The organism is Aliiroseovarius sp. PTFE2010 (genome assembly GCF_049943335.1).
Classification (GTDB): Bacteria; Pseudomonadota; Alphaproteobacteria; order Rhodobacterales; family Rhodobacteraceae; genus JBNFVY01.
Genome location: NZ_JBNFVY010000004.1, coordinates 93,367 through 118,628, shown reverse-complemented (window position 1 = coordinate 118,628; position 25,262 = coordinate 93,367). Strand labels below are relative to the sequence as shown.

At 63.9% G+C, this 25,262-nt stretch carries 23 protein-coding genes; 6 read left to right on the top strand and 17 right to left on the bottom strand.

Annotation, left to right across the window (positions count from 1 at the left end):
* Nucleotides 1-11: 11 nt before the first annotated feature.
* Entirely contained in the window at nt 12-1,121 is a 1,110-nt protein-coding gene (locus ACP2AV_RS08600; RefSeq protein ID WP_426372273.1) for an anhydro-N-acetylmuramic acid kinase, read from the top strand.
* Here the strand turns inward: ACP2AV_RS08600 and ACP2AV_RS08595 are convergent.
* Nucleotides 1,118-1,540: a cupin domain-containing protein gene (locus ACP2AV_RS08595; RefSeq protein ID WP_426372475.1), complete on the bottom strand. Its 423-nt coding sequence runs from the start codon at nt 1,538-1,540 to the stop codon at nt 1,118-1,120. The genes ACP2AV_RS08600 and ACP2AV_RS08595 overlap by 4 nt on opposite strands.
* A gap of 340 nt (nt 1,541-1,880) precedes the next feature.
* Between ACP2AV_RS08595 and ACP2AV_RS08590 the strand changes: the two genes are divergently transcribed.
* Nucleotides 1,881-2,516 carry a hypothetical protein gene (locus ACP2AV_RS08590; protein WP_426372272.1) on the top strand — a complete coding sequence of 212 codons (636 nt, stop codon included), beginning with the start codon at nt 1,881-1,883 and terminating at the stop codon, nt 2,514-2,516.
* A gap of 165 nt (nt 2,517-2,681) precedes the next feature.
* Here ACP2AV_RS08590 and eno read toward each other — a convergent pair whose 3' ends face one another.
* The 6 genes from eno to ACP2AV_RS08560 form a co-directional block, all read right to left on the bottom strand.
* On the bottom strand, nt 2,682-3,956 hold the full coding sequence (gene eno, locus ACP2AV_RS08585) for a phosphopyruvate hydratase (protein WP_426372271.1): 1,275 nt from the start codon (nt 3,954-3,956) through the stop codon (nt 2,682-2,684).
* 200 nt (nt 3,957-4,156) lie between these two features.
* The gene (locus tag ACP2AV_RS08580; protein ID WP_426372270.1) at nt 4,157-5,071 is read right to left on the bottom strand and encodes a DMT family transporter; all 915 of its coding nucleotides are present in this window, start codon (nt 5,069-5,071) and stop codon (nt 4,157-4,159) included.
* A 302-nt stretch (nt 5,072-5,373) separates the two neighbouring features.
* A complete protein-coding gene (locus ACP2AV_RS08575) occupies nt 5,374-5,778 on the bottom strand; it encodes a Fur family transcriptional regulator (protein WP_426372269.1) in 405 nt (134 codons plus the stop codon).
* Nucleotides 5,779-5,948: 170 nt separating this feature from the next.
* Entirely contained in the window at nt 5,949-7,202 is a 1,254-nt protein-coding gene (locus ACP2AV_RS08570; RefSeq protein WP_426372268.1) for a hypothetical protein, read from the bottom strand.
* Nucleotides 7,203-7,263: 61 nt separating this feature from the next.
* Nucleotides 7,264-8,205 (bottom strand): zinc transporter ZntB, encoded by a 942-nt coding sequence (locus ACP2AV_RS08565; RefSeq protein ID WP_426372267.1) that lies wholly within the window; start codon nt 8,203-8,205, stop codon nt 7,264-7,266.
* Nucleotides 8,202-9,464 carry a cation:proton antiporter gene (locus tag ACP2AV_RS08560; RefSeq protein WP_426372266.1) on the bottom strand — a complete coding sequence of 421 codons (1,263 nt, stop codon included), beginning with the start codon at nt 9,462-9,464 and terminating at the stop codon, nt 8,202-8,204. Before ACP2AV_RS08560 ends, ACP2AV_RS08565 begins: the two co-directional genes overlap by 4 nt.
* 173 nt (nt 9,465-9,637) lie before the next feature.
* Here ACP2AV_RS08560 and ACP2AV_RS08555 point away from each other — a divergent pair, with 173 nt between their 5' ends.
* On the top strand, nt 9,638-10,546 hold the full coding sequence (locus ACP2AV_RS08555; RefSeq protein ID WP_426372265.1) for a DMT family transporter: 909 nt from the start codon (nt 9,638-9,640) through the stop codon (nt 10,544-10,546).
* Here ACP2AV_RS08555 and ACP2AV_RS08550 read toward each other — a convergent pair.
* The 5 genes from ACP2AV_RS08550 to ACP2AV_RS08530 form a co-directional block, all read right to left on the bottom strand.
* On the bottom strand, nt 10,525-11,934 hold the full coding sequence (locus ACP2AV_RS08550) for a protein adenylyltransferase SelO (RefSeq protein WP_426372264.1): 1,410 nt from the start codon (nt 11,932-11,934) through the stop codon (nt 10,525-10,527). The two genes, ACP2AV_RS08555 and ACP2AV_RS08550, sit on opposite strands and share 22 nt — an antisense overlap.
* 189 nt (nt 11,935-12,123) lie before the next feature.
* Nucleotides 12,124-13,059, bottom strand: coding sequence for a nucleoside hydrolase (locus tag ACP2AV_RS08545; protein ID WP_426372263.1), 936 nt, complete (start codon nt 13,057-13,059; stop codon nt 12,124-12,126).
* Between the two features lie 205 nt (nt 13,060-13,264).
* On the bottom strand, nt 13,265-14,263 hold the full coding sequence (locus ACP2AV_RS08540) for a Fe(3+) ABC transporter substrate-binding protein (RefSeq protein ID WP_426372262.1): 999 nt from the start codon (nt 14,261-14,263) through the stop codon (nt 13,265-13,267).
* 392 nt (nt 14,264-14,655) lie between these two features.
* Nucleotides 14,656-15,468 carry a nucleoside triphosphate pyrophosphohydrolase gene (mazG, locus tag ACP2AV_RS08535; protein WP_426372261.1) on the bottom strand — a complete coding sequence of 271 codons (813 nt, stop codon included), beginning with the start codon at nt 15,466-15,468 and terminating at the stop codon, nt 14,656-14,658.
* A gap of 61 nt (nt 15,469-15,529) precedes the next feature.
* On the bottom strand, nt 15,530-16,699 hold the full coding sequence (locus ACP2AV_RS08530) for a pyridoxal phosphate-dependent aminotransferase (RefSeq protein WP_426372260.1): 1,170 nt from the start codon (nt 16,697-16,699) through the stop codon (nt 15,530-15,532).
* A 302-nt stretch (nt 16,700-17,001) separates the two neighbouring features.
* Between ACP2AV_RS08530 and cysS the strand changes: the two genes are divergently transcribed.
* The 3 genes from cysS to ACP2AV_RS08515 all read left to right on the top strand — a co-directional run bounded on the left by cysS (nt 17,002) and on the right by ACP2AV_RS08515 (nt 21,160).
* Nucleotides 17,002-18,465, top strand: coding sequence for a cysteine--tRNA ligase (gene cysS, locus ACP2AV_RS08525; RefSeq protein WP_426372259.1), 1,464 nt, complete (start codon nt 17,002-17,004; stop codon nt 18,463-18,465).
* 136 nt (nt 18,466-18,601) lie between these two features.
* Nucleotides 18,602-20,221: a citramalate synthase gene (gene cimA / locus ACP2AV_RS08520; protein WP_426372258.1), complete on the top strand. Its 1,620-nt coding sequence runs from the start codon at nt 18,602-18,604 to the stop codon at nt 20,219-20,221.
* Nucleotides 20,222-20,380: 159 nt separating this feature from the next.
* Nucleotides 20,381-21,160, top strand: a complete 780-nt coding sequence (locus ACP2AV_RS08515) for a squalene/phytoene synthase family protein (RefSeq protein ID WP_426372257.1) — start codon at nt 20,381-20,383, stop codon at nt 21,158-21,160.
* Nucleotides 21,161-21,282: 122 nt separating this feature from the next.
* Here ACP2AV_RS08515 and ACP2AV_RS08510 read toward each other — a convergent pair whose 3' ends face one another.
* The 5 genes from ACP2AV_RS08510 to chrA all read right to left on the bottom strand — a co-directional run bounded on the left by ACP2AV_RS08510 (nt 21,283) and on the right by chrA (nt 25,250).
* A complete protein-coding gene (locus tag ACP2AV_RS08510) occupies nt 21,283-21,510 on the bottom strand; it encodes a ribbon-helix-helix domain-containing protein (protein WP_426372256.1) in 228 nt (75 codons plus the stop codon).
* Nucleotides 21,507-21,695: a DUF4169 family protein gene (locus ACP2AV_RS08505; RefSeq protein WP_426372255.1), complete on the bottom strand. Its 189-nt coding sequence runs from the start codon at nt 21,693-21,695 to the stop codon at nt 21,507-21,509. The genes ACP2AV_RS08510 and ACP2AV_RS08505 overlap by 4 nt, the downstream gene beginning before the upstream one ends.
* Nucleotides 21,696-21,904: 209 nt before the next feature.
* Nucleotides 21,905-23,299 carry a class II fumarate hydratase gene (fumC, locus tag ACP2AV_RS08500; RefSeq protein ID WP_426372254.1) on the bottom strand — a complete coding sequence of 465 codons (1,395 nt, stop codon included), beginning with the start codon at nt 23,297-23,299 and terminating at the stop codon, nt 21,905-21,907.
* 159 nt (nt 23,300-23,458) lie between these two features.
* On the bottom strand, nt 23,459-23,926 hold the full coding sequence (locus tag ACP2AV_RS08495; RefSeq protein WP_426372253.1) for an SspB family protein: 468 nt from the start codon (nt 23,924-23,926) through the stop codon (nt 23,459-23,461).
* Between the two features lie 70 nt (nt 23,927-23,996).
* Nucleotides 23,997-25,250: a chromate efflux transporter gene (gene chrA / locus ACP2AV_RS08490; RefSeq protein WP_426372252.1), complete on the bottom strand. Its 1,254-nt coding sequence runs from the start codon at nt 25,248-25,250 to the stop codon at nt 23,997-23,999.
* Nucleotides 25,251-25,262 lie beyond the last annotated feature (12 nt).

The window sequence follows — 25,262 nt, the reverse complement described above, 5'->3', positions numbered from 1 at the left end:
AGGGAAAGAGCATGTTGGGCAAAGGTTCTGTCTGGGCGCTAGGCGCGATGTCGGGCACGTCACTTGACGGGGTGGATGCGGCGTTGCTGCGCACGGACGGCGAGCGGATCGAAGGCTTTGGTGAAAGCGGCTATCGCGCCTATACGCCGGGCGAACGCGACGTGCTGCGCGGCGCGCTTGGCCAGTGGCAGGCCGCCCCTGCCGTGTGCGAACTGATCGAAACCGCCCACGCCGAATTGCTGTCGCGCTTTCCCGATGCCGAAGTGATCGGCTTTCACGGCCAGACCCTTGCGCACGATCCGGCGCAGCGGCGCACCTTTCAGGCCGGCGACGGCGCCGTGCTGGCCGAGGTGCTGACCCGCCCGGTGATCTGGGATTTCCGCAGCGCCGATATGGATCTGGGCGGGCAGGGCGCGCCGCTGGCCCCGTTCTATCATTTCGCGCTGGCCAAATACCTGGGGGCCGAAGCGCCGGTGGCCTTCTTGAACCTGGGCGGGGTGGGCAACCTGACCTGGGTCGATCCGGCCAAGGCGCGCCCGCAGGACGATGGTGCGGTGATGGCCTTTGACACCGGCCCGGCCAATGCGCCGATTGACGATCTGATGCTGGCGCGACGGGGCCAGCCGCGCGACGACTTCGGCGCACTGGCCGCCCAGGGGCGGGTCGCCGATGGCGTGCTCGAGGCTTTTCTGGACCATCCCTATTTCTTCAAGATGCCGCCCAAGTCTCTGGACAGAAACGACTTTACCGATCTTCAGGCGCGCGTGTCCGATCTGAGCGATGCCGATGCAGCCGCCACGCTGACCGCCTGCGCCGCGGTGGCCGTGGCCAAGGGGCTTGAACATCTGCCCAGCCCGCCCAGCCGGATCATCCTGTGCGGCGGCGGGCGGCACAATGCGACCCTGCGCGACATGATTGCCGCCGGTGTCGACTGCCCCGTTGAAACCGCCGAAGATCACGATCTGGACGGCGACATGATCGAAGCGCAGGCATTTGCCTTTCTGGCGGTGCGCGTGGCGCGCGGCCTGCCCACATCAAGCCCGGCCACCACCGGCGTGCGCGCGTCCGTGTCGGGCGGCCAGATCAGCGTGCCGGGGCAAGCGGTCGGGCAAACCGCTTAATCGGTCGCGATGTCAAAGCCCGGCGGGGCCAACTGAAACCCTTCGAATTGAAAACCGGGGCTGACCGTGCAGCCCACCAGCGTGTAGGCGCCCGTACTTTGTGCGCTTTGCCAATGGTTTACGGGCACGATGATCTGCGGCGTCTGCCCGGCGGCCAGATCGGGGCCCAGCCGGTGCGTGGTGGCCGGGCCTTGCGCACTGGCGGCCATGCGCAGCACCAGCGGCGCCCCGGTATAGAAATGCCAGATCTCGGCGGCGTCCACCCGGTGCCAGTGACTGCGCTCGCCCGCTTTCAGCAGGAAATAGATACATGTCCCCGCCGCCCGCCCGTCGCCGCCCGCCACCCATGTCTGGCGATAGTGCCCGCCCTCGGGATGAGGGGTCAGCGCAAGCTGGGCGATGATGTCGTCAGCGGTCATATCCTGGGTCATGGGCCGACAATGGCGCGGCGGTTTGCCCGTGTCGAGAGGGGCCCGTGTCGAGAGGTCGCGCCCGAAATCCGCCCCTGCCGGGCCGTCACGGACACACCCACGGGCCTGACTTGCCGCGCGTCAGCCTGACCTGTCAGGCCATACCGCCCAGACCGGTGGTTTTTGGAGTGGCCTATGCTGGCGCAGCGTATGTCGGCTTTGAGTCCAGAATAAAGGATGCTGCGCTATTCACCAATGTCCGCAACTTTTGGTACTCAGGGCCCATGTGATGGACAAGCCTAACTATAACCTGAATAAGTGAGCTACCATAGCAAAGCAGGAAACCTGAATGGCCTTTACTCCAACGTGGGAGCTGCTGCGTTCCTTTGGCAGTTCAAGATTTGCGAAACTGAGCGTCTTTGTCCCGGTTTTTGGATACTTTATTATCTTCAACGACGTCTTTATTGCGCTGGTTGGCTCGTCGATGGAATGGGCATGTGTTGCATTTCAGAGCGCGGCCTGTGGCAATGGTGGTTTCGCTAAGCTCGACGATGATTTCATGCTTCGCAAAGTGGTGAATATCTACATTGCGCTTTCTGCTATCGGCCTATCTACCATAATCTTCCAGGGCCTATGTCCACATGAAATAAAGAAATTTTGGCACGTTGAGGACTACGTTTCTGAGAACACAAAGGTGTTCCACCACGAGTTTAACCGTCGAATTCGCACTGTTTTGGACAAAAAATTACCTGACGACACGACGCGCATTCAAAAAACCTTCGACAATTACAAAGATCCTGACCGGCCCAAGGCCAGCGAGATGTATGACAGAGACATTCTTTCATTGTGGTTCTCTTTTCAGAACACTCGTTTCGAAGCCGCGCGCTGGATGTGTCTCGTTCTGTTCGCAGTCGGTGTGACGCTTCTAACCTACCCAACGGTGGCAGTGTTTATTAAAGTTTGCGCAATACTTTTGGCGCGGTAAGTTCGCCCTGCACGATGAAAAGCAGGCATTGGAGCAAGCGGTGTCAACGGCAGCTTCGTCCGCACCTCGGACCTTAGGGCTGTTCGAAAACCTGTCGTTCTGATGCAAAAAAACGCCCGGCGCGGACGCCGGGCGTTTGTGTTTGGTCGCGGCGCCGGGGCGGGCCTATTTCAGGATGCTGCGCCCGGCATATTCCGCCGTGGCGCCCAGAGCTTCTTCGATCCGGATCAGCTGGTTATACTTGGCCAGCCGGTCCGAGCGTGACAGCGAGCCGGTCTTGATCTGCCCGCAGTTCGTGGCCACGGCCAGATCGGCGATGGTGGCGTCTTCGGTTTCGCCCGACCGGTGGCTCATCACGTTGGTGTAGCGCGCGCGGTGGGCCATATCGACGGCTTTCAGCGTTTCGGACAGCGACCCGATCTGGTTCACCTTGACCAGCATCGAATTGGCCACACCCTGCTTGATGCCGTCGGCCAGGCGCTCGGGGTTGGTCACGAACAGATCGTCGCCCACCAGTTGCACCTTGTCGCCCAGCTTGTCGGTCAGCAGTTTCCAGCCGTCCCAATCGTCTTCGGACATGCCGTCTTCGATGGAAATGATCGGATAGTCGGCGCACAGCTTTGCCAGATAGTCGGCGTTTTCTTGCGACGACAGCGACAGCCCTTCGCCCGCCATCTCATACTTGCCGTCCTTGAAATATTCGGTCGAGGCGCAATCGAGCGCCAGATAGATGTCTTCGCCCGGCTTGTAGCCCGCTTTTTCGATGGACTTCAGGATGAAATCCAGCGCCTCGCGGGTGGACGACAGCCCCGGGGCAAAGCCGCCCTCATCGCCGATGCCGGTGTTGTGGCCCGCGGCAGACAGCTCTTTTTTCAGGGTGTGGAACACTTCCGAGCCCATGCGCACGGCCTCGCGGATGTTGTCCGCGCTGACCGGCATGATCATGAATTCCTGAATGTCGATCGGGTTGTCGGCATGTTCGCCGCCGTTGATGATGTTCATCATCGGCACCGGCAGAACCCGCGCCGACGCGCCGCCTACGTAGCGATACAGCGGCAGCATCGAAAAATCGGCCGCCGCCTTGGCCACCGCCAGCGATACGCCCAGAATGGCATTGGCGCCCAGATGGCCCTTGTTGTCGGTGCCGTCCAGTTCGATCATCGTGGCGTCGATGGCTTCTTGTTCGGTCGCATCCATGCCCGCCAGCGCTTCGGCGATTTCGCCGTTCACGGCCACCACGGCTTCGAGCACGCCTTTGCCCATGTAACGGCTCTTGTCGCCGTCGCGCTTTTCCACGGCCTCATGTGCGCCGGTCGATGCGCCCGATGGCACGGCGGCGCGGCCCAGTGTGCCGTCTTCCAGGATCACGTCGACCTCGACGGTCGGATTGCCACGGCTGTCCAGGATCTCGCGGCCGATGATGTCGATGATGGTGCTCATGGGGGTGTCCCTTGTCAGATTCACGTTCGTTGCCCGCCTTCTAGCGTTGCGGGGGGCGCAGGGGAAGGGGCCGTGCGCCGGGAACCGCATTCGGCGCCCCACCGATCACGGCCCTTGCCCCCGTTGGAGGCGGGGCGATCCGGCGCTGGCCCTGCCGGCCTGGTGGTCCGGCGGCAGGGTGGGTCAGGCGGTCTGGTGGCTCAGGCGGTCGGGCGCACCGGGCTGGCCGCAGCGCGGCGCGCGGCCTGACGGGCGGCGCTGGCGGTGCGTGCCTCGCGCCAGAGGGTGTAGATCCCCGACGCGACGACGATTCCCGCCCCCACCAGCGTGATCATGTCGGGCCGTTCGCCGAACACGAAATACCCCGTGATCAGTGCGAAAATCAGCCGCGTGTAGCGGAAGGGCGTGACAACGGCCACATCCCCAATCCGCATCGCCGCCACGATCATGTAATAGCCCAGAACCCCCGCCAACAGCGCCGCGCCCATCAGCAGCCACCCACCGCCCTGCGGCAGGGCGGAAGGTTCGTGAAACGCCAGCAGGGTCAGCCCCACCGGCACGATGGAAAAGAACCCGTAGCTGGACAGCTGCATCGAACTGACCGTTGGTGGGCAGGCGCGGGTCGCCACGTCGCGCACGGCCAGCCCGATCACGCCTTGCACCGCGAACAGCGACGCGGGCTGAAACCCGTCCAGACCGGGGCGCAGGATCAACAGTACGCCCAGAAAACCCACCAGAATCGCCGACCAGCGCCGCCAGCCCACCGGCGCGCCCAGAAACAGCGCCGCCAGCACCGTCACCGCCAGCGGGTTGGCCTGCAGGATCGCCGAGGCCGACGAAATCGGCGTCAGCGCCAGCGCAAAGACAAAGCCCAGCGTGCCCACCATTTCACCCGCGTTGCGCAGCATCACGGGGCGGCTCAGCAATTCGCGCGTCAGCAGCCGGCGCCCTTGGGCCTTGGCGATCACCGCAAAGACCGTCCCCCCGCCGATGCCCAAAAGCGTCAGCAACATCCCGACCGAAATCACCCCGGCCAGCTTTTTGACATACATGTCTTCGATGGCGAAGAACGCCATTGCCGCGACCATCAGCGCCGCGCCTTTCAGGTTGTCCATGGCGCTCTCCTACCTGTTTGGGCCCACATTAGGCCGGGGGTTTCTGGCGCGAAAGGTGCAAACGGGCAGGGTGGCGGGGCCGTTTGCGCACATTGCGCACAGTGGTTTTTTGCGCATTTTGCGCACAGTGGTTACAGTGGTTTTGGCGGCCACAGCAGCTTCGGCGATCAGGGGGGCGGTCACGGCGCCCCCGCCATCCTGCGCGCGCGGCGGGCCTGCCAGCAACATCCGCCCGCCAGCACCATCATCCCAGCGGGCAAGCGGGCGACACTGGCGCATCCGAAAACACCGGTCCGATCCGGTTACTTCTTGGTCCCGAACAGCTCTAACCGGTGCCCGGTCAACCGGTATCCCAGCTTGTCGGCGATCTTGTTTTGCAGCGCTTCGATGTCGGGGTCGACGAATTCGATCACCCGGCCGGTGTCGATGTCGATCAGATGGTCGTGGTGTTCGCGCTCGGCATCTTCGTAGCGCGCGCGCCCATCGCCGAAATCGTGCTTTTCCAGGATGCCTGTTTCTTCGAACAGCTTGACCGTGCGATAGACCGTTGCCAGCGAAATCTTGGGATCCTGCGCGCGCACCCGGTCAAACAGTTCTTCGACATCGGGGTGGTCGCGCGATCCGTCCAGCACGGTGGCGATCATGCGGCGTTGGCCGGTCATCCGCAGCCCCTCGGCCACGGCGCGCTCTAGGATGGTCTGTGTCATGAAGGAAGCGTCCCACCTGGTCTTTTACCAACCGTTCTAAAACGAAATCCGTTTTCCCTGCAATGTCGATCACGATCCACGCACGAAATCAGCAAGCGGTCGGGCGGGAAACCGCGGGTATGGGTTTGGGCCTGCGGATATTTGCCGTGTGAAACCGGGCGGGGCCGGCGTCAGTCTGCCAGCCGCCGCCAGACGTGTGTGTCCACGTTCAGCGCATAGGTGTGCGGATTGTCCTGAAAGCCCGGTTCGATCTTGCCGCCGTGGCAGAAAATCTCGCGCCCGTGCATTTGGGCGCTGTGATTGTTCAGCCAGGGTGGCGCCTGGCCCGTGGTGGGCACGGGGTTGACCGACATGTCGTCAAGATCCAGCCGCAACACCTGGGTACGAGTGGGATCGCGCCGGTCGGTGTACCCAAGCGATCCGACGATCCAGATCGCATTACCGTTCGTTGTGCCGTCCGCTGTGTCGTCCGCCGTGCCTTCCGCCCCGGCATCCAAAGTGGCGGTGTGAGAATCCGTCGGCGGAAAGAACAGCCTGGGGTAAAGATACAGCGCAACCCCGCCCTTGCCATCCAGAACCACCACATCGTTGTAGATGTGGAAATCGGGGTCGTAATGATCTTCGTGCTCGCCCCCGATCAGCACCAACCGGCCATCGGGCAGCTGTGTGACGCTCTGGCCGAAGCGCTGGAACGACCAGACCGGATCATCGCCACAACTGGCGCGATGGTGTTTGCCGATGATGTCGCGCCCCGCCTGCCAGCTCGACCGGCCGGTGCGGATTTGTTCAATGTAAAAGGGCGTCTCGCAGCGTTCGGGGTTGGCGCGCCCGGGGCGCGGGGCGGCGCTCTGGGTGAACATTTCGGGCGTGATCTGTCGCGGCGCAATCCGGGTGGTGCCAAGGGTTTTGGGATCACCAGCGGCCAGGCGATAGTCGTCATCAAAGGCGGCGGGATCCGCGCCGTTTGCGGCCAGCAGGCGGGCCATGTCTTGCCCGCAGCATACCGTTTCGACCCGGATCACGCGCGGCCCGTCCGGCGCAAGTGCCCTGCGCGTCGCAAGCCAGCGCAGCGGCGCGAACAGATAGCTTGTCGGGTGCAGGGGGCGCGCCCTGATCATCGCCCACGGGGACGGCGTGCGCCAGTCGGTTTCAATGATCCGGGCCACGTCGGCCCCATGCGCCAGCATCATGCGCACGGATTTGATCCGGTCGAACATGACGCCTGCGATCAGCGGCGTGTTGTCGTCGATGATGCGGTCGGGATCGGCCCCGGCCGCAAGCAGGGCGCGGGTGGCGCCGGGGTCGTCGCGGGTTTGCAGCAGGGCGATCAGGTCTTGGGTGACTTGTGTGGTGACCCCAGTGGTGGCCCGCGTTTTGGCCTCTGCTGTGGTCTGAGGGCTGCTCTGGGGGGTGATCTGGCGCATGGCCTGCACATGAGCGCGCAAATCGGTCGAAATTTTGACCCGATGGTGGACCTGGTGCGGCCTAGAACCAGCCCAGCTTGCGAAACAGCCACAACAGCAACAGCGCGATGATCGCGCAGGAAACCGACAGCACCAGAAACCCCAACGCGCTGCTCGCCCCCGGCATGCCGCCCAGATTCACCCCGAACAGCCCGGTAATGAACCCCAGCGGCAGGAACACCGATGCGACGATGGACAAGAGCATGCCGTTGCGGCTCATGCGTTCGGCGTTTTCGATGTGGATCTGGTCTTGCATCGCCTTTGCCCGGTCGGTCAGCATGGTCAGCGTTTCCAGCGCGCGTTCGGCCCGGTTGGCGCTTTCGCGCAGGCCGCTGCGTTGGGCGGGCACGACCACATCGGCGCTGGCCAGCCGGCGCAAAGCTTCGCGCTGGGGGGCCAGAAAACGGTGCAGTTTGATCAGCTTGCGCCGCAGCGGACCAAGTTGGTCGGCGCAGGGTTCGCCGTCAAGCAGCGCTTCTTCCAGCGTGTCGCTGGTGTCTTCCATGTCGGCAATGGCGGCTTCGATCCGGTGGGTCAGCCCTTCGGCCACGGTTTCGATCCAGGCTGCCGTGCTGGCCGGTCCGCGCCCCGCATCCAGCGCCTGGCGCACGGCGTCGACCGCGAAAATCCGGCGCTTGCGCACCGACACGATCAGCCCCGTATCGGCCCAGAGCCGCAGCGACACCATGTCTTCGGTATCGGCGCCGGGGTTCAGGTTCACCCCGCGCAAATTCAAGATCAGCCCGGTGCCCAGCGTGTCACAGCGCGGGCGGGTTTCGCCCTGCACCAGCGCCCCGGCGGCTTGCGCGGGCAGGGCGGTATGGGCCCAGTCGCGCAGGCCCGGATCGTCCAGATCACAGTGAATCCACCGATAGGCCGCGCCATCGGCGGCGCGCGGCGCGGTGTCATCGGCGCGCCGGGCAGTGCCATCGGGCCAGATATCGAATGCAGCTATAGGGGTCATCTGGGCAGGTCCGGTTCACGGCCCACGCGTTCGGCCAGGCGGGCCACGGTCAGCCCCTGCGCGATGATCGAAAACACCACGACCACGTAGGTTGCGATCAGGATCAGCGGTTTCCATTCATCGTCGGGCAGCGACAGGGCCAGCGCCACCGATATGCCGCCCTTCAGCCCGCCCCATGTCATGATCGGGATGATGCCGGGGGAAAAATCGCGAAACGGGCGCAGCATCAGAACCGGCACGGCCACCGCCGTCAGCCGGGCCAGCAGCGCCAGTGCAATCGCCATGACCCCGATCACCACGGTGTCCATGGTGAAGGCGACGGCCAGGACCTCGAACCCGATCAGCAGGAACAAGACCGCGTTCAGGATTTCGTCGACCATCTTCCAGAAGGCGTCGACATAGCGGCGCGTCTCTTCGCTCATCCCGTATTTCGCGCCCACGTCGCCAATCAACAGCCCCGCGCAAACCGCCATGATCGGCGCCGACACATGCAGGGCCACCGCCAGCTCATAGCCGCCAAAGGCCAGCCCCAGCGTGATCAGAACCTCAAGCGAATAGTCGTCGATCAGCCGCATCACCCGAAAGGTCAGCCAACCCAGCACGATCCCCAACAGCGCGCCGCCCCCGGCCTCTTGCAAGAACAGCAGGGCCGCGAATTGCGCCACGCCCGCGTCGTCGCCGCCGTGAGGCGCGGCCGACGGATAGGCCAGCGCCACCAGCACCAGGAACACCACATAGCCGACGCCGTCGTTGAACAGGCTTTCGCCCGCGATCTTGGTTTCCAGCGATTTGCGCAGGTTGGCCTTGCGCAGCACGCCCAGCACCGCCACCGGATCGGTGGGCGAAATCAGCGCGCCAAAGACCAGCGCGATCATGATCGGCATCCCCGTCAGCCACGAAAACCCGAACCCGACAACCGTCGTCGACAGCACCACACCCATCGTGGCCATCAAGATCACCAACCGCCACTGCGCGCGCAGATCGCTGATCTTGACATGCATCGCCCCGGCGAACAGCAACAGCCCCAGCATGCCTTCCAGCAGGGTGTCGGAAAAGTCGATCCCGGTGATCAGCGCGCGCGCCGTATCGGCCATGCCCAGCGACGGAATCAGCGCATCCAGCCCCAGCACCGTCAGCGACGCCACCAGCGCCACCACAAGAATGCCGATCGCCGAAGGCAGCCGCAAAAACAGATAGTTGACGGCCCCGAATGCCCCCGCCAGGACAATCAGCAGCGACGTGATCTGAAGTATGTTCATCTGCCCGTGCCTGCGCCTTAGACTGTGCCTCAACCAGCGCCAGCGCCTTCACCAGCGCCGTGTGGTGTGTGGCCGCGTCGCGTGGTTTTGCGGCAGCCTAGCATGGCCGCTGGCGCCGCGATAGCGGCAACGCCCGGCTTGACAGCGCCGCGCGCGCGCCATCTTGTGCGCGAATGGAGCGTAAAACGAACATGGACGCCTTCGGGGCGAGCTCACTGGTGGCCTTTGCGCTGCTGCTGGCCTTTAATCAGGTGGTGGTCAAGGTCGTGAACGACGGGTTGCAGCCGGTGTTCTTTGCCGGCGTGCGATCGGTCGGGGCGGCGGTTCTGGTGGCGTTGTGGATCTGGGCGCGCGGCGGCTCGCTGCGCATTGCACGGCGCTATTGGGGGGCGGCGGCGGCGATGGGCACCTGTTTCGCGGTGGAATTTGTCTGCCTGTTCCTTGCGCTTGATCTGACCACGGTGACCCGGTCGTCGATCATCTTTTACACCATGCCGGTCTGGCTGGCGCTGGCGGCCCATTTCGTGCTGCCGGGCGAACGGATTTCGCCGCAAAAGGCGCTTGGGCTGGCGCTTGCGTTTGGCGGGGCGGTCACCGCCATCGCCTTTCGCAGCGGGGGCGGGCAAGGATCCTTGCTGGGGGACGTTTTCGCGCTGGGCGGGGCCTTGGGTTGGGCCGGGATCGCGCTGGTTGCGCGGGCCACGCGGTTCAACGAAGTGGCACCCCGTGTCCAGCATTTCTATCAATTGGCCCTGTCGGCGCCGCTGCTGTTGCTGGCCGCGCCGCTGTTTGGCCCGTTTATTCGCGATCTGGCCCCGATTCACCTGTGGGGCGTGGCGTTTCAGATCGTGGTTGTTGCGGGGTTCGGGTTCTTGTTCTGGATCTGGATCATTTCGATCTACCCGGCGTCGTCGGTGGCGGCCTTTTCGTTCCTGTCGCCGATCTTCGGCATCTTTCTGGGGGTTGTCCTGCTGGGCGAAACGCTGGCCTGGCCCATCGTCGTGGCCGGGCTGTTGGTGGCGGTCGGGCTGGTGCTGATCAATCTGCCGGCGCGCCGGTCTCAGGTGCCGCAAAAGGTCTGAAGCACCCGCTCTTCGTCGCGCGGCGGCGCGCTGTAGGCGCGGTCGGATTCGGCCAGATCGAAGGGCGTGCTGACCACGCGCAGCAGGTCATGGAACGGGGCCTCGTCGCCCGCCAGCGCGGCGCCGATCACCTGCTCGATGCGGTGGTTGCGCGGGATAACGGCCGGGTTTGCAGAGGCGGCGATATCTTCCCAGCCGGGGCGACGCCGGGTCTTCCAGCGCACGGCCCAATCGTCAAACGCGGTGGGGTCGATGAACTGATCGCGCGCGTTGCCGTGGGCCAAGGCATTGAACGTGTTGGTGAAATCTGCCCCGTTCGCGGCCATACTGTCCAGCAGGCCAGCAATCAGATCGCCGTCGCCGTCGTCTTGATCGGCCAGCCCCAGCTTGGCGCGGAACCGGTCCAGGTAGGCGGCCTGATAGGCCGGGGCGAATGCGTTCACGGCCGCCGTTGCCTCGGCGATGGCGGTGTCCTGCGGCCCCATCAGCGGCACCAGGCAGGACGCGAACTGCGCCAGGTTCCAGGCCGCGATCTTTGGCTGGTTGGCATAGGCATAGCGCCCGCCCCGGTCGATCGAACTGTAGACCGTGTCGGGGTGATAGCTGTCCATCATCGCGCAGGGGCCATAGTCGATCGTTTCGCCCGCCACCGACATGTTGTCCGTGTTCATCACGCCGTGGATGAACCCGACCGACATCCAGCGCGCCACCAGATCGGCCTGCGCGTTTACCACTGCGGTCAGCAGGGCCAGCGGGCCGTCAGCCTGCGGGAAATGCCGCGCGATTACGTGATCGCTCAGCGCGCTCAACGCGTCGATGTCATTGCGGGCGGCGAAATACTGAAAGGTGCCAACCCGGATGTGGCTGGCCGCCACGCGCGCCAGGATCGCGCCCGGGCGCGAGGTTTCGCGCAGCACCGGCGCGCCCGTGGCCACCGCCGCCAGCGCCCGCGTGGTGGGAATTTCCAGCGCGTGCATCGCCTCGCTCATGATGTATTCGCGCAGCACCGGGCCGATCCATGCGCGCCCGTCGCCGCCGCGCGAAAACACGGTCCGCCCCGCGCCTTTCAGCACGATGTCGCGCCGCCCGGCGGGGCCGACCACTTCGCCCAGCAGCACCGCGCGCCCGTCGCCCAGCTGGGGCACCCAGCCGCCGAACTGGTGGCCCGCATAGGCCTGCGCAACGCCCGCAGCGCCCTGGGGCCAGCGGTTGCCCGCCAGCATTGCCAACCCGTCCGGGCCGCGCAGCCAGTTTGCGTCCAGCCCCAGGTCGCGCGCCAGGCTTTCGTTCAGCGCGATCAGGCGCGGGGCGGGCACGGGGGCAGGGGCCTGCGGGGCATAGAACCGCGCCGGCAGATCGGTGTACGAGGTGTCAAATGTGATGCTCATGCCCGTTACCTAGCCCGCGGGGCGGCGCGCTCCAACCCTGTGGGCCGATTTGGTGGTCGTGCGCCAGATTTGGCCACCCGGACATGCCCGCCGGCTTGATCGCCCACCGTGATCCCCCGCCGTGATCCGCCGCTGCGATCCCCACCGCGATCCTGCGCCCAAGCCGCCAGCGAAAATCCCCGCGCGCGCCTAAAGCCGCCCGATCCGTTCGCTCAGCAGGGCAAAGAGCCCCTCGGCGTCGACATCCTTGATGAACAGCGCGTTGGGCGCGCGAGCGGACACGCGCCACCAGTCGGCCACGGTCATGCCTTGGGTGAATTCGCCCTGCGTTTCGATTTCCACGTTGATGTAGCGGCCCGAAAACAACGCCGGCGCCAGCAGATAGGCGATCACCGTGGGGTCATGCAGCGGCGCCCCCTGCGAGCCATATTTGGCCACATCGAAGCGCTCAAAGAAATGGGTCCAGCTGGCGACCACATGTCCCACGCGCGTGCCCATGGCTTCGAACCGCGCCACGCGTTCGTGGGTGACCAGCACCTTGTGGGTGACGTCCAGCGGCATGACCACCAGCGGCACGCCCGCCGCGAAAACCACCGCCGCGGCCTCGGGGTCGACGTAGATGTTGAACTCGGCCGCGGGGGTGACGTTGCCGACCTCGAAATAGGCCCCGCCCATCAGCACGATCTGCTCGATGCGTTCGGCAATGTCCGGCGCGCGCGTCAGGGCGGCGGCGATGTTGGTCAGCGGCCCCAGGGGGCACAGCGTGACCGTTCCGGGCGGGTGGCGCCGCAGCTCATGGATCAGGAAATCGACCGCATGCATGTCCTGCAGTTCCATCACCGGTTCGGGCAATTCGATCCCGTCCAGCCCGGTCTTGCCGTGCACATGTTCGGCCGTGACCAGCGTGCGCTTGAGCGGCGCGTCGCAGCCCGCATAGACCGGGATATCGGTGCGCCCGGCCAATTCGCACACCTTGCGCGCGTTCTTGGCCGTCAGATCCAGCGGCACGTTGCCCGCGACGGCGGTGATCGCCAGCACCTGCAATTCGGGGCTGGCCAGCGCCAGCAAAATGGCCACCGCGTCGTCTTGCCCCGGATCGGTGTCGATGATGATCTTGCGCGCCATGGGGTTTCCTTTTGACTGTCGCAGCGACACTGGCGCGCGGCCGCGCCGATGTCCAGCCGCGCAAACGCAAACGGCCCCGCCGCAGGGGCAGGGCCGGAAGCATGGTTGGGGCCAGCGCCGCAGACAGCGCCACAGGGCCAGCGCCACAGGGCCAGCGCCGACAGCCGCGCCGCAGGGGCAGGGCCGTCACCAATGTTGCGTCACATCAGCCGTCGTAATCGACCTGTTCGGTGATCCGCAGTGCCTTGGCGCGTTCGGCGGCGATGTCCATCAGGTTCACCGCGTCGGGCGTGAAGCTGCCCCAGCCCTGGACCAGTTCCGACGGTTTGGCGCCCGGAGCGATCGGGTATTCATAGTTCGCTTCGGCGTAGATTTCCTGCGCCGCGGGCGAGGTCAGGAATTCCATGAATTTCAGCGCTTCGTCCTTGTTGTCGGTGGCTTTGGTCATCGCCACGCCCGAGATGTTCATATGCGTGCCGCCGCCTTCGAACACCGGAAATTCCAGCCGCACCGCGTCGGCCCAGGCCTGTTGTTCGGCGTCTTCCAGCATCTTGCCCATGTAATAGGTGTTGCCCAGGCTGATGTCGCATTCGCCTGCCCAGATCGCCTTGACCTGCGCGCGGTCGTTGCCTTGCGGTTTGCGCGCCAGGTTGTCCTTGATGCCCTGCAGCCAGGCTTTGGTGGCTTCTTCGCCGTGGTGGTGCAGATGCGCGCCGGTCAGCGCGACCATGTAGGCGTGCGTGCCTGACCGGGTGCAGATGCGCCCTTTCCATTTCGGATCGGCCAGATCTTCGTAGGTGGTCACCTCGCCTTCGGCGACGCGCTCTTTGCTGGCGTAGACGATGCGCGCGCGGGTGGTCAGCCCCCACCAGTGCCCGTCGGGGTCGCGGAAATCGGCCGGCACGTTGTCGCGCATGACCTGGCTGTCGACTGGTTGGGTCACCCCCGCGTCGACCGCTTGTGCCAGGCGCGAAATATCGACCGTCAGGATTACGTCGGCGGGCGTGCGGTCGCCCTCTGCCTGCAACCGTTCGACAAGCCCCTTGTCCAGGTAGGCCACGTTCACCGGGATGCCGGTTTCGGCGGTAAAGGCGTCGGTCAGCGGCGCGATCAGCTCGGGTTGGCGATAGGAATAGACGTTGATATCGGCGACGGCGCTGGTGGCGGCGACGAGCGCCGTCAGGGATGCTGCAAAGCGGAACATGTAATCCTCCTGTTCGATTCTGTCCGCGTTAAACCCGAGTCTTTTTATCGGGTCAATACCTGACTTCAATAGTCGGATAATCGGCCCCATCAAGTTGCCTGCCCGTGCCCGCCTGTGCCCGCCTGTTTGCCCGCCTGTTTGCCTGCCTGTGTTTGCCTGCCTGTGTTTGCCTGAGACTACCCCAGTCGCGCCCCGGCTTGCATATTCCCACCGCGCGTTGCGTGTCGGGCGATGTGCCCGACATATGCCCGACGCATAGCCGACGCATAGCCGACGGGGCGCAGACGGGTTGCCGACGCTTAGCCGACAGCGAAAAAACGCTTGTTTTGCCGGGGATAACCAGCGAATCGCGCTATGAGTCCCGCCGGGAAATCCGCCCCCAGCCGGCCCGTTTACCCTTTCGCAGGATCGCGCCGTTTCGCCGCCTGCCACAGCGCCTCCATCTCGTCCAGACTGGCCTGTTCGGGGCGTTTGCCCTGCGCGGCCAGACCGTCTTCGACGGCGGCGAACCGGGCCGTCACCTTGGCGTTGGTGCGGCGCAGCGCGGCTTCGGGATCGACGCCCAGATGGCGGGCCAGATTGACCATGACGAACAGCATGTCGCCCATTTCATCTTCGATCGCGTCGGGGTCTTTTTGGTCGCGCGCCTCGACCAGTTCCCGGCTTTCTTCGGCCAGCTTGGCCAGCACCGCATCGGGGTCATTCCAGTCGAACCCAACGCGGGCCAGACGCTTTTGCAGTTTCAGCGCGCGCAGCAGGGCCGGCAGGCCCATTGCCACCCCGTCCAGCACGCGTGTTTCGCCGCGCCGTGCGCGCTCTTTCGCCTTTTGCTCTTCCCAGTCGCGGGTTTGCTGCTGGGCGTCTTTTTCGACATGCGTTTCAAAGACATGCGGGTGTCTTTGGATCATCTTTTGTGCGATGGATTCGGCCACTGAATGAAAGTCGAAATGCCCCGCTTCTTCGGCGATGCGGGCATGAAATACCGATTGCAGCAGCAGATCGCCCAGCTCGCCTTTCAGGTCGTCCATATCGCCGCGTTCGATGGCATCGGCGACTTCGTAGGCCTCTTCGATCGTATAGGGCGCGATCGAGGCAAAGGTCTGCTCGACGTCCCACGGGCAGCCGGTGTCGGGATCGCGCAGCCGGGCCATGATCGCCAACAGCTTGTCGATGCCCGGTTTTTCGTCATGGATGGGGTCGCTCATGCGCTGTCCTTTCGCATGGTGTCGCTGTTGTCGGGCGCGGCAAAGCTGGCGCCCGGGGCGGTCATGGCGTGACCTCGCGGATGAAATCGGCGATCTGGTGCAAGGCGTCGACAAAGCGGTCATCGTCGATGGTCATCGCAATGCGCAGATGGCCGGCCGCCGCCGCGCCAAAGCTTTCGCCCGGCATCACGGCAATGTTGCGCGCCTTGAGCAGGGCAAAGGCAAAGTCCCGCCCGCTCAGCCCGGTGTCACGGATATCCAGCAAGAAATACATCGCCCCTTGCGAGGGCACCATGCGCACGTGGCTGTGCCCGGCGAACACGTCTTGGGCCAGTTGCCGGCGGCGCGCAAAGGGCGCGGCGATCTGCGCTTCGAACCTGTCGCCCTTGCCAAGCGCATGCAGGGCGGCCTTTTGGATATAGCCGGGAATGCCGAACGTGGTGTGCAGCGGCAGTTGCATGAGCGCGCTCATGGCCTTGGACGGGCCGATCATCCAGCCCACGCGGCTGCCGGTCATCGCGTGGCTCTTGGAAAATGATCCGATCACAAGCGTGCGCTCGGCCATGTCGGGCAGGGCGCGCGGGCTGAGATGCGCGCCTTCCCAGATCTGGGTGTCATAAACCTCGTCTGAAATCAGCCATATGTCCTGCGCCAGCACGGCCTGGCGGATCGTTTCCAGAGTGGCGCGATCATAGACCGCGCCGGTCGGGTTGTTGGGGCTGTTCACCAGCAGTGAGCGCGCGCCTGCCGCCCCCGCCAGCGCCTGCGCCGTGGGTCGGAACGCATCGCGCGGGCCGGTCTGGATCGGCACCGGCACGCCGCCCGCCGCGCGGATCGTGCCGGGGTAGGTGGCGTAATAGGGATCGATGAACGCGGCCCGGTCACCAGGGTCCAAAACCGCCATATGCGCGGCGAACAAGGCCGCCTGCCCACCGGGAAAAATCAAGACATTTTCGGCCGTTGTGGCCACGCCCGTGCGCGCGGCAACCCGGTCGGCAATGGCGGCACGTAGCTCAGGGATGCCGGGGATCGCCGCGTAACCTGTCGCGCCTTGCTGCGCGGCGTGGGACATGGCGGTCACAATGTCGGGGTCGGTGCGGGTGTCATGCTCGCCGATGGTCAGGTCGGTGACGGCGATGCCTGCGGCCTTCAGTTCCTGGGTTTTGAAATAAATTTCCCACCCGTCGCCTTCTTCGCCGGCGATATGGGTGATGCGATGTGACAGTTGCATGGGGCGTCCTTTCTTTGTGCAAAGGGCCATGCGGGCCGGGGGATGTCAATTCAGCCTATATGTGATGGGCGCCATCACCGAACAGCGTGCGGGGCGCCACCAAAGGGCAGCGCGCACCACCTTGGGCGCGCGGCCCGCTCAAGACGCTTGGCACGCCGCACCTGCGCTGCTATCACCGCGTCATGAGCAACCGCGCCGCCACCATTTGCTGCATTCCCTGCTGACACACGTCGCGGGCCGCTCTCTTTCACAACTGATGCGAAGTTGCTAAAGCCCGCGGGACAAACGCCCGAGGACACCCCATGACCCAGATACGGCTGACCAATTCCAAGACCCGCAAGAAAGAGGATTTCACGCCGATCGATCCCAACGACGTGCGGATGTATGTCTGTGGGCCGACGGTCTATGACCGCGCGCATTTGGGCAATGCGCGCCCGGCGATCGTCTTTGACGTGCTCTTTCGCCTTTTGCGCCACGAATACGGGCCCGATCACGTAACTTACGTGCGGAATTTCACCGACGTAGACGACAAGATCAACGCCAAGGCCGCTGAGACCGGGCGCCCCATCGCCGAAATCACCGCCGAAACCACCCAGTGGTATCTGGACGACATGGCCGCCGTCGGTGTGTTGGAACCCACGCACATGCCGCGTGCCACGAACTACATCGCCGAGATGGTGGCGATGATCGAGACGCTGATGGCGCCCGACGAGAATGGCGTGCGCCATGCCTATGAGGCCGAAGGGCATGTGCTGTTCGACGTGGATTCGTGGAAGGACGGCTATGGCAAGCTGTCGGGCCGTAGCGTGGATGACATGATCGCTGGCGCGCGCGTCGAAGTGGCCCCCTACAAGCGCAACCCGATGGATTTCGTGCTGTGGAAGCCGTCCGGTGACGATCAGCCGGGCTGGGACAGCCCATGGGGCCGGGGGCGGCCCGGCTGGCACATTGAATGTTCGGCCATGTCCAAGGCCCTGCTGGGCGAGGTCTTTGATATCCACGGCGGCGGCAACGATCTGATGTTCCCCCACCACGAAAACGAAATCGCGCAAAGCTGCTGCGCCAACGGCACCGACCGCATGGCCAATATCTGGCTGCACAACGAAATGCTGCAGGTCGAAGGCAAGAAGATGTCCAAGTCGCTGGGCAACTTCTTTACCGTGCGCGATCTGCTGGATGGCCATGATGGCCAGCCCCCCGTTCCGGGCGAGGTGATCCGCCTGGTCATGCTGAGCACGCATTATCGCAAGCCGATGGATTGGACCGAGAAAAAGCGGCAAGAGGCTGAAAAAACGCTGAAAGACTGGATCAATACCCTGCAAAAGCATGGCTATTCCCGCCAGACGGTCGAACGCCTCAAGGAAACGAAAGACTGGGCGCCGGATGCCGAGTTCCTGGGTGTCCTGAGCAACGATCTGAACACGCCGGGCGCTTTGGCACGCATGCATGTCATGGCAAAAGCGCGCACGGCAGCGGGGCTGGTTCCGTTTGCCTATGCGATGGAGTTGTTGGGGCTTGTGACGGACTGGGGCGTCCTTGATCTGTCACCAGTGCAAGATGACCAGATCCCCGATTGGGCGCCCGACGTGATTGACCGGCTGATTGCGCAAAGAAGTGCGGCGCGCGAAAACAAGAACTGGGCCGAGGCTGACAGGCTGCGCGATGTGTTGAGCGACGTTGGCGTCCAGGTGACGGATGTTGCCGGAACCGCAAGCTGGCTGCCCGGCCCCAATTTCGATCCCGCCAAACTTGAGGCCCTGAAATGATGCGCCGCCAATCCATTCTACATCAACCAACGGCCAGCGTCCGGTGCGTGGGCGCGCGCTGCAAGCGTCCTCCCCTTAGAGGAAGGGTCGCGCGCTGGGCAAAGCGCTGCTTCTTTGCGCATGAGGGGCGCTGACCATGACCAAAGAGCGCCTCTATCTCTTCGACACCACCCTGCGCGACGGCCAGCAGACGCAGGGGGTGCAATTTTCGACCCCCGAAAAGCACCAGATCGCAGGCGCGCTCGATGCGCTGGGGATTGACTATATCGAAGGTGGCTGGCCTGGCGCCAACCCCACGGATACTGAATTCTTCGATGCCCCGCCCAAAACGAACGCCACCTTTCTTGCCTTCGGGATGACCAAGCGGGCCGGGCGATCGGCCGCCAATGACGCCACGCTGGCAGGCGTGCTCAACGCGGGCACCGATGCCGTCTGCCTGGTTGGAAAAACGCACGACTTCCATGTCACCAAGGCGCTGGCGATCACGCTGGAAGAAAACCTTGCCAATATCCGCGACAGCTTTGTCCACGTGATCGCAAAGGGCCGCGAGGCGCATTTCGACGCCGAACATTTCTTTGACGGCTACAAGGCCAACCCCGATTATGCCCTGCAGTGCCTGCATGGGGCCTTTGACGCCGGTGCGCGCTGGATCGTGCTGTGCGATACCAACGGCGGTACCCTGCCGGGCGAGGTGTACCGCATCACCCAGAAGGTCATCGAAAGCGGTATTCCCGGCGACCGGCTGGGCATCCATACGCATGACGATACGGGCAACGCGGTCGCCAATTCGCTGGCCGCGATCAACGCGGGTGCGCGTCAGGTGCAGGGCACGCTGAACGGGTTGGGCGAACGCTGCGGCAATGCCAACCTGACCACCCTGATCCCGACCTTTTTGCTGAAAGAACCCTATGCCAGCACGCTCGAGACCGGCGTGACGCCAGAGGCGCTGAAAACGCTGGTCCGCACATCCCGGATGCTGGACGAAATCCTGAACCGAGTGCCCCTGCGCAGCGCGCCCTACGTGGGCGCCAGCGCGTTTGCCCACAAGGCCGGGTTGCACGCCAGCGCCATCACCAAGGACCCCGCCACCTACGAACACATCGATCCGTCCGCCGTGGGCAACGCGCGCATCGTGCCCATGTCGAACCAGGCCGGTCAGTCGAACCTGATCGAGCGGCTGCGCAGCATGGGGCTGACGGTGGCCAAGGGCGATCCGGCGCTGAGCGCGATCCTTGAAAAGGTGAAAATGCGCGAGGCCGAGGGCTATACCTATGACACGGCGCAAGCGTCGTTCGAACTGCTCGCCCGCGAGGCTCTGACCCAGCTGCCCCAGTTCTTTGAGGTCAAGCGCTACCGCGTCACCGTCGAGCGGCGCAAAAACAAGCGCAACCGGATGGTCAGCCTGTCCGAAGCGGTCGTGGTGGTAAAGATCGGCGATAAAAAAATGCTGTCAGTCAGCGACAGCCTGGATGAAAACGGGCATGATGCAGGGCCGGTAAACGCGCTATCCAAGGCGTTGGCCAAGGATCTGGGCCCCTATCAGAGCATGATCGACGACATGAAACTGGTCGACTTCAAGGTGCGCATCACCAACGGCGGCACCGAGGCGCGCACCCGTGTCATCATCGACAGCGAAGACGGGCAGGGCCGGCGTTGGAGCACCGTGGGCGTGTCCGCCAACCTTGTGGATGCCTCATTCGATGCGCTTCTGGATGCTGTAAACTGGAAGCTGATCCGGGACACGGCCGAAAAGTGACCAAGGGATCCGATGCGCGCGATCTATGTGCCGCCCCGCGGTTGCACGACAGAGGTGAGTCATGATCAAGGCAACCCATTTGGCCTCTATTCGCCCGCGCCTGTTCTTGAGTCTGGGCGGTAGGGGCGCCGCTGTTCTCCAGCGCGTCGAGGTCTCTGCATGAGCATCCAGGCCTGCGCCGATCTGGTCGCCAAGGGCGACCCCGACCGTTTCCGCGCCACCATGGCCGCGCCGGTCGCCGCCCGAGAGGTTCTGTTCCCGATCCATGCTTTCACGCTTGAGGTCGCGCGCGCGCCCTGGATCACGCAAGAGACCATGATCGCGGAAATGCGCCTGCAATGGTGGCGCGATGTGCTCGGCGACATTGCCGCTGGCAAGAACCCTCGCGCGCATGAGGTTGCCGCCCCCTTGGCCGAAACCCTGACGCCCTGGGCGGCCGAGACGCTGGACGCCTGTGTCACCGCGCGTCAGTGGGATATCTATCGCGATCCCCATCCTGATGGCGCCGGGCTAACGCGCTATCTGCACCGGTCCTACGCGCTTCCCATGCAGGTCGCGGCCCGTTTGCTCGGCGCCCCGGCAGATGCCACTGATGCGCTGAACCGGTTGGGCTATGCCGGTGCGCTGGCCCGTTATTTCCTGGCGATCCCGGCGCTGGAAGACGCCGGGCGCGTGCCACTGGTTGATGGGCGGGCCGAAGCGATCCAGGGCTTGGCCAGCGATGCGCTGGCGGATGTGGGCGCCAGCAAACCCGCGCTGTCGCATTTACCCCGCCCGGCGCGCGCGCCGCTGATCGACGCCGCCGTGCACCTGCCGATCCTGCGACAAGCACAGCGTAATCCAAGGGCCGTGGCCGAAGGGCGCCTTGGTCAAGGAGCTCTCGCGCGCTCACTGCGCCTGGCGCTTGTTTCGCAGGCGCCCAGTTGGATGTGGATCTGACACTTTTGGGAATCGGATCACCCCCGGCGAAACCCTTGCATCGGGATCGGCAGGTGTTTGCCAAGTGGCCACCGCGCCGTCGCTGCGTGCCTGACCCGCGCCGACCTTGGCAAACTGGCGGCTCAGCCCGGATGATCCGCCTGGTAATGGGCCAGGACGTAGACGCGAATCGCTGACGCGAGCCCCGCTTCGACCCCACGCGCTGCGTCGATTTCAGCGGCCAGTTGGTTGATCGGTTTACCCTGCGCCTCGGCGATTTCGCGAAACGCGCGCCAGAACGCGTCTTCCAGAGACACCGATGTGCGATGCCCGCGCAGCGTCAGAGATCGTTTGACGGGCCGTGCGCTCACACCTCATCCTCGCCCTCGATCTGGTGCTGGTCCAGCATCTTTCGGGCGCGATCGTTTTGCGTCGCCTCGAACACTTTCTGCGCTTTGCTGCGCCCGTGAAGGACCGCGTTTTCATCGCCTTGCACGCGTTTCTTTACGCGATCTGACTGCTTGCGAAACTGGCGGAGGTTGGTGACGTTTGACATGGGACGACTATTCCTGAATTCCGGGCATCAGGCAATATCGCGCGCGGCCCGCAGGCTCAATCCCCGCCTTTATTTCTGAGACTCTTTTCGGCCAACGCACCCGCCGCCCAAACCGCCCTAGCGCCGCAAGGCGCCGGCGTGGGCAGGAGCGCCCGAAAAACGCAAAAGGCCGGGCAGTGGGGCCCGGCCTGAAACGTAATGATCTCAACTTAGTCCTTCGGGCCGATCATCTGCTCGGGGCGCACGACTTTGTCAAACGTTGCCTCGTCCACGAAGCCCAGCTTGATCGCCTCTTCCTTCAGCGTCGTGCCGTTCTTGTGCGCCGTCTTGGCAACGGTTGTGGCATTGTCATAGCCGATGGTGGGGGCCAGCGCGGTCACCAGCATCAGCGATTCGTGCAGCAGTTTTTCAATGCGCGGCTCATTCGCCTTGATGCCTGTCACCATGTTGTCGGTAAAGGCGCTGGCGCTGTCGCCGAGCAACTGCATGGATTGCAGCACATTGTAGGACATCATCGGGTTGTAGACGTTCAGTTCGAAATGGCCCTGCGATCCGGCAAACCCAACCGCGGCGTCATTGCCCATCACGTGGGCACAGACCATGGTCAGCGCTTCGGCTTGCGTCGGATTCACCTTGCCCGGCATGATCGAGCTGCCCGGCTCGTTTTCCGGCAAGACCAGTTCGCCCAGTCCGCAGCGCGGGCCCGAGCCCAGCAGGCGGATATCGTTGGCGATCTTGAAGAGCGATGCAGCCACGGTTTTCAGCGCGCCCGAGAACATGACCATCGCGTCATGGGCGGCCAACGCTTCGAACTTGTTGGGGGCGGTGACGAAGGGCAGGCTGGTGATCTGGGCCATGTTTTCGGCCACCATTTCGGCCCAGCCTTTCTTGGTGTTCAGTCCGGTGCCCACCGCGGTTCCGCCCTGAGCCAGTTCGTAAATCGCGGGCAGGCAATCGTTCACGCGCTTGATGCCCATGCGGACCTGATGTGCATAGCCGCCGAATTCTTGACCCAGCGTCAGGGGCGTCGCGTCCTGCGTGTGGGTGCGCCCGATCTTGATGATATCCTTGAAGGTTTCGGATTTTTCCTCGAGCGCGGTGGCCAGTTTTTCCAGCCCCGGCAGCAGCACATCGCGTGCCTGCATCGCGATGCCCACATGCATGGCGGTCGGGAACGTGTCGTTCGACGATTGGCCCATGTTGCAGTGATCGTTGGGGTGCACGGGCTTTTTCGACCCCATCTCACCGCCCAACATTTCGATGGCGCGGTTCGAAATCACTTCATTCGCGTTCATGTTCGATTGGGTGCCGGAACCGGTCTGCCAGACCACCAGCGGAAAATTGTCATCGAACTTGCCGTCGATTACTTCGTCTGCCGCCGCAATGATCGCATCGGCGATCTCGGTTTCCATGTTCCCCAGGTCCTTGTTGGCCATGGCGCAGGCCTTTTTGACCACCCCCAGGGCACGCACGATCGGCACGGGCTGGCGTTCCCATCCGATCGGGAAATTCTGGATAGACCGCTGGGTCTGCGCGCCCCAGTATTTGTCGGCTGGGACCTCAAGCGGGCCAAAACTGTCGGTTTCTGTGCGGGTGTCGGTCATTTCGGGCTCTCTGCGCTCGTGGATATTCGATGGCGTGATAGAGAAGCCGAACCGCCAATGCAATTGCGTCGCGCGACTGAGCGCCCTTTGAAGCCGCAAAAAAGTGCAAGCGTGATCACAACATACGGTGTACGTGATCACAAAATGGCGGTGGCGACGCTATTTCCGAAACTGGTCCAGACTGACGACTTCGGCGGCCTGTTGCACGTCTGGTGCAGTGGTTTCTGACGCGCTGTCGTCGTCGAATTCGTCCTCGGCGTCGTCTTCGTCGTCTTCCTGGGTTTCGAATCGCAAACCGAATTCGACGGACGGATCCACAAATGTCCGGATGGCATCATAGGGCACATAGAGCGCTTCGGGCGAATCCGCGAAACTCAGCGTGATCGCAAAGCCTTCGTCGGTCACGTCCAGATCCTGAAACCAGTGCTGCAGTACGATGGTCATTTCTTCCGGGTAACGATCCGACAACCAGTCCGCGATCTCAACGTCGGGATGCATCGTGTCAAACGTGATGAAAAAATGGTGTTCGCCCGGAAGACCGTTCTGCTGCACGTCGGTCAGAACTTTTTGGATCAGCGATCGCATCGCGCTATGCATTAGGCTTCCGTAATCGATAGTGCGGGCCATTCGCAGGCTGTCCTTTCGCAACGTTTGGTCCAGAGCATAAGGGATTCGGAGCCGAAGGAAAGGGGCGCAATCACGCGATCGCGCCCAAACCCAACCCGGCCAGTGCCATGAGAGCCAGGGTCACGGTCATAGGCAGGCGCAGCAGCCACAATAAAATGGCCGCCAACGCGGCGAGGCCGGTGGCCGGCAGGCTGAATGTCGTCACGTCTGGCAGGCTTAACCGCAGGGCCCCGATATTCACTGTGTCGACACGGGTAAAAAAGACATGCAGCGAAAACCAGACCGACAGGTTCAAAATGACACCGACCACCGCAGAGGTGATGGCCGATAGCGCCCCCGCCAGCCGTGCCTGCGAGGTCAGAACCTCGACATATGGCGCGCCGACGAAGATCCACAAAAAGCACGGCACAAAGGTGACCCACAGCGTCATCAGCGCCGCCAGAACGGCCATGCCAGGGCCGCCAATCCCGAATCCGGCCTGAAATCCGACGAACTGCGTCACAAGAATCAGCGGCCCGGGCGTGGTTTCGGCCAGGCCCAACCCGTCAATCATCGCCTCTGCGGAAAGCCAGCCGTAGCCGGTCACGACCTCTTGCGCCATGTAGGCCAGCACCGCGTATGCGCCCCCAAAGGTGACGACGGCCAGTTTGGAAAAGAACAAGCCGATTTCGGTCAGCGTCTCGGCCCCCAGTGCCGCGGCCATGGCGATTGGCGCCCACCACAGCACCGCCCATCCCATGGCACGCAAAGCGCTCTGGCGAAGGGACACAGCGGGCACGCGGGCCGGGGCATCCACACCGTGTGGAAGCAACGCCGCCCCCAACAGCGCAGCGACCACGACCACCAGGGGAAACGGGATATTGCCCGCGAAAATCGCCATAAACGCTGCGCCCGCGATAACCCAGTGCCACCGGGTTCGCAATGCCTTGCGGGCCACATTGGCCAGGGCCTGCAACACGATGACGATGATCGCAGCCTTGATCCCGAGAAATGCCCATTGGGCCGCGGGCAGGGCCCCCCAGAGCGCATAGCCCCAAGCCAGCGCCAGCATTACGAGCGCCCCGGGCAGCACGAACAACAACCCCGCCAGCACGCCGCCCGCCATTCCGCGCAGACGCCATCCCGCGTAGGTGCTCAGTTGCATGGCCTCGGGGCCGGGCAAAAGCATGCAGAACGACAACGCCGACAGGAACTGTTGTTCGCTCAGCCAACGCCGTTCATCGACCAGGACACGGTGCATCACGGCAATCTGCGCCGCGGGCCCACCGAACGACAACAGTCCGATCCGCCCGAAGGACCGCCACATCTGATCCCAGCCTGGCATGGTTGTTTTGTC

Bases quoted from the DNA above. Each gene is read 5' to 3' on its own strand.
- ACP2AV_RS08555 (WP_426372265.1), top strand. From the start codon at position 9,638: ATGGAGCGTAAAACGAACATGGACGCCTTCGGGGCGAGCTCACTGGTG.
- cysS (WP_426372259.1), top strand. From the start codon at position 17,002: ATGACCCAGATACGGCTGACCAATTCCAAGACCCGCAAGAAAGAGGAT.
- ACP2AV_RS08590 (WP_426372272.1), top strand. From the start codon at position 1,881: ATGGCCTTTACTCCAACGTGGGAGCTGCTGCGTTCCTTTGGCAGTTCA.
- eno (WP_426372271.1), bottom strand. From the start codon at position 3,956: ATGAGCACCATCATCGACATCATCGGCCGCGAGATCCTGGACAGCCGT.
- cimA (WP_426372258.1), top strand. From the start codon at position 18,602: ATGACCAAAGAGCGCCTCTATCTCTTCGACACCACCCTGCGCGACGGC.
- ACP2AV_RS08505 (WP_426372255.1), bottom strand. From the start codon at position 21,695: ATGTCAAACGTCACCAACCTCCGCCAGTTTCGCAAGCAGTCAGATCGC.
- ACP2AV_RS08530 (WP_426372260.1), bottom strand. From the start codon at position 16,699: ATGCAACTGTCACATCGCATCACCCATATCGCCGGCGAAGAAGGCGAC.
- chrA (WP_426372252.1), bottom strand. From the start codon at position 25,250: ATGCCAGGCTGGGATCAGATGTGGCGGTCCTTCGGGCGGATCGGACTG.
- ACP2AV_RS08560 (WP_426372266.1), bottom strand. From the start codon at position 9,464: ATGAACATACTTCAGATCACGTCGCTGCTGATTGTCCTGGCGGGGGCA.
- ACP2AV_RS08515 (WP_426372257.1), top strand. From the start codon at position 20,381: ATGAGCATCCAGGCCTGCGCCGATCTGGTCGCCAAGGGCGACCCCGAC.
- ACP2AV_RS08495 (WP_426372253.1), bottom strand. From the start codon at position 23,926: ATGGCCCGCACTATCGATTACGGAAGCCTAATGCATAGCGCGATGCGA.
- ACP2AV_RS08550 (WP_426372264.1), bottom strand. From the start codon at position 11,934: ATGAGCATCACATTTGACACCTCGTACACCGATCTGCCGGCGCGGTTC.
- ACP2AV_RS08575 (WP_426372269.1), bottom strand. From the start codon at position 5,778: ATGACACAGACCATCCTAGAGCGCGCCGTGGCCGAGGGGCTGCGGATG.
- mazG (WP_426372261.1), bottom strand. From the start codon at position 15,468: ATGAGCGACCCCATCCATGACGAAAAACCGGGCATCGACAAGCTGTTG.
- ACP2AV_RS08540 (WP_426372262.1), bottom strand. From the start codon at position 14,263: ATGTTCCGCTTTGCAGCATCCCTGACGGCGCTCGTCGCCGCCACCAGC.
- ACP2AV_RS08595 (WP_426372475.1), bottom strand. From the start codon at position 1,540: ATGACCGCTGACGACATCATCGCCCAGCTTGCGCTGACCCCTCATCCC.
- ACP2AV_RS08570 (WP_426372268.1), bottom strand. From the start codon at position 7,202: ATGCGCCAGATCACCCCCCAGAGCAGCCCTCAGACCACAGCAGAGGCC.
- ACP2AV_RS08545 (WP_426372263.1), bottom strand. From the start codon at position 13,059: ATGGCGCGCAAGATCATCATCGACACCGATCCGGGGCAAGACGACGCG.
- ACP2AV_RS08565 (WP_426372267.1), bottom strand. From the start codon at position 8,205: ATGACCCCTATAGCTGCATTCGATATCTGGCCCGATGGCACTGCCCGG.
- fumC (WP_426372254.1), bottom strand. From the start codon at position 23,299: ATGACCGACACCCGCACAGAAACCGACAGTTTTGGCCCGCTTGAGGTC.
- ACP2AV_RS08600 (WP_426372273.1), top strand. From the start codon at position 12: ATGTTGGGCAAAGGTTCTGTCTGGGCGCTAGGCGCGATGTCGGGCACG.
- ACP2AV_RS08580 (WP_426372270.1), bottom strand. From the start codon at position 5,071: ATGGACAACCTGAAAGGCGCGGCGCTGATGGTCGCGGCAATGGCGTTC.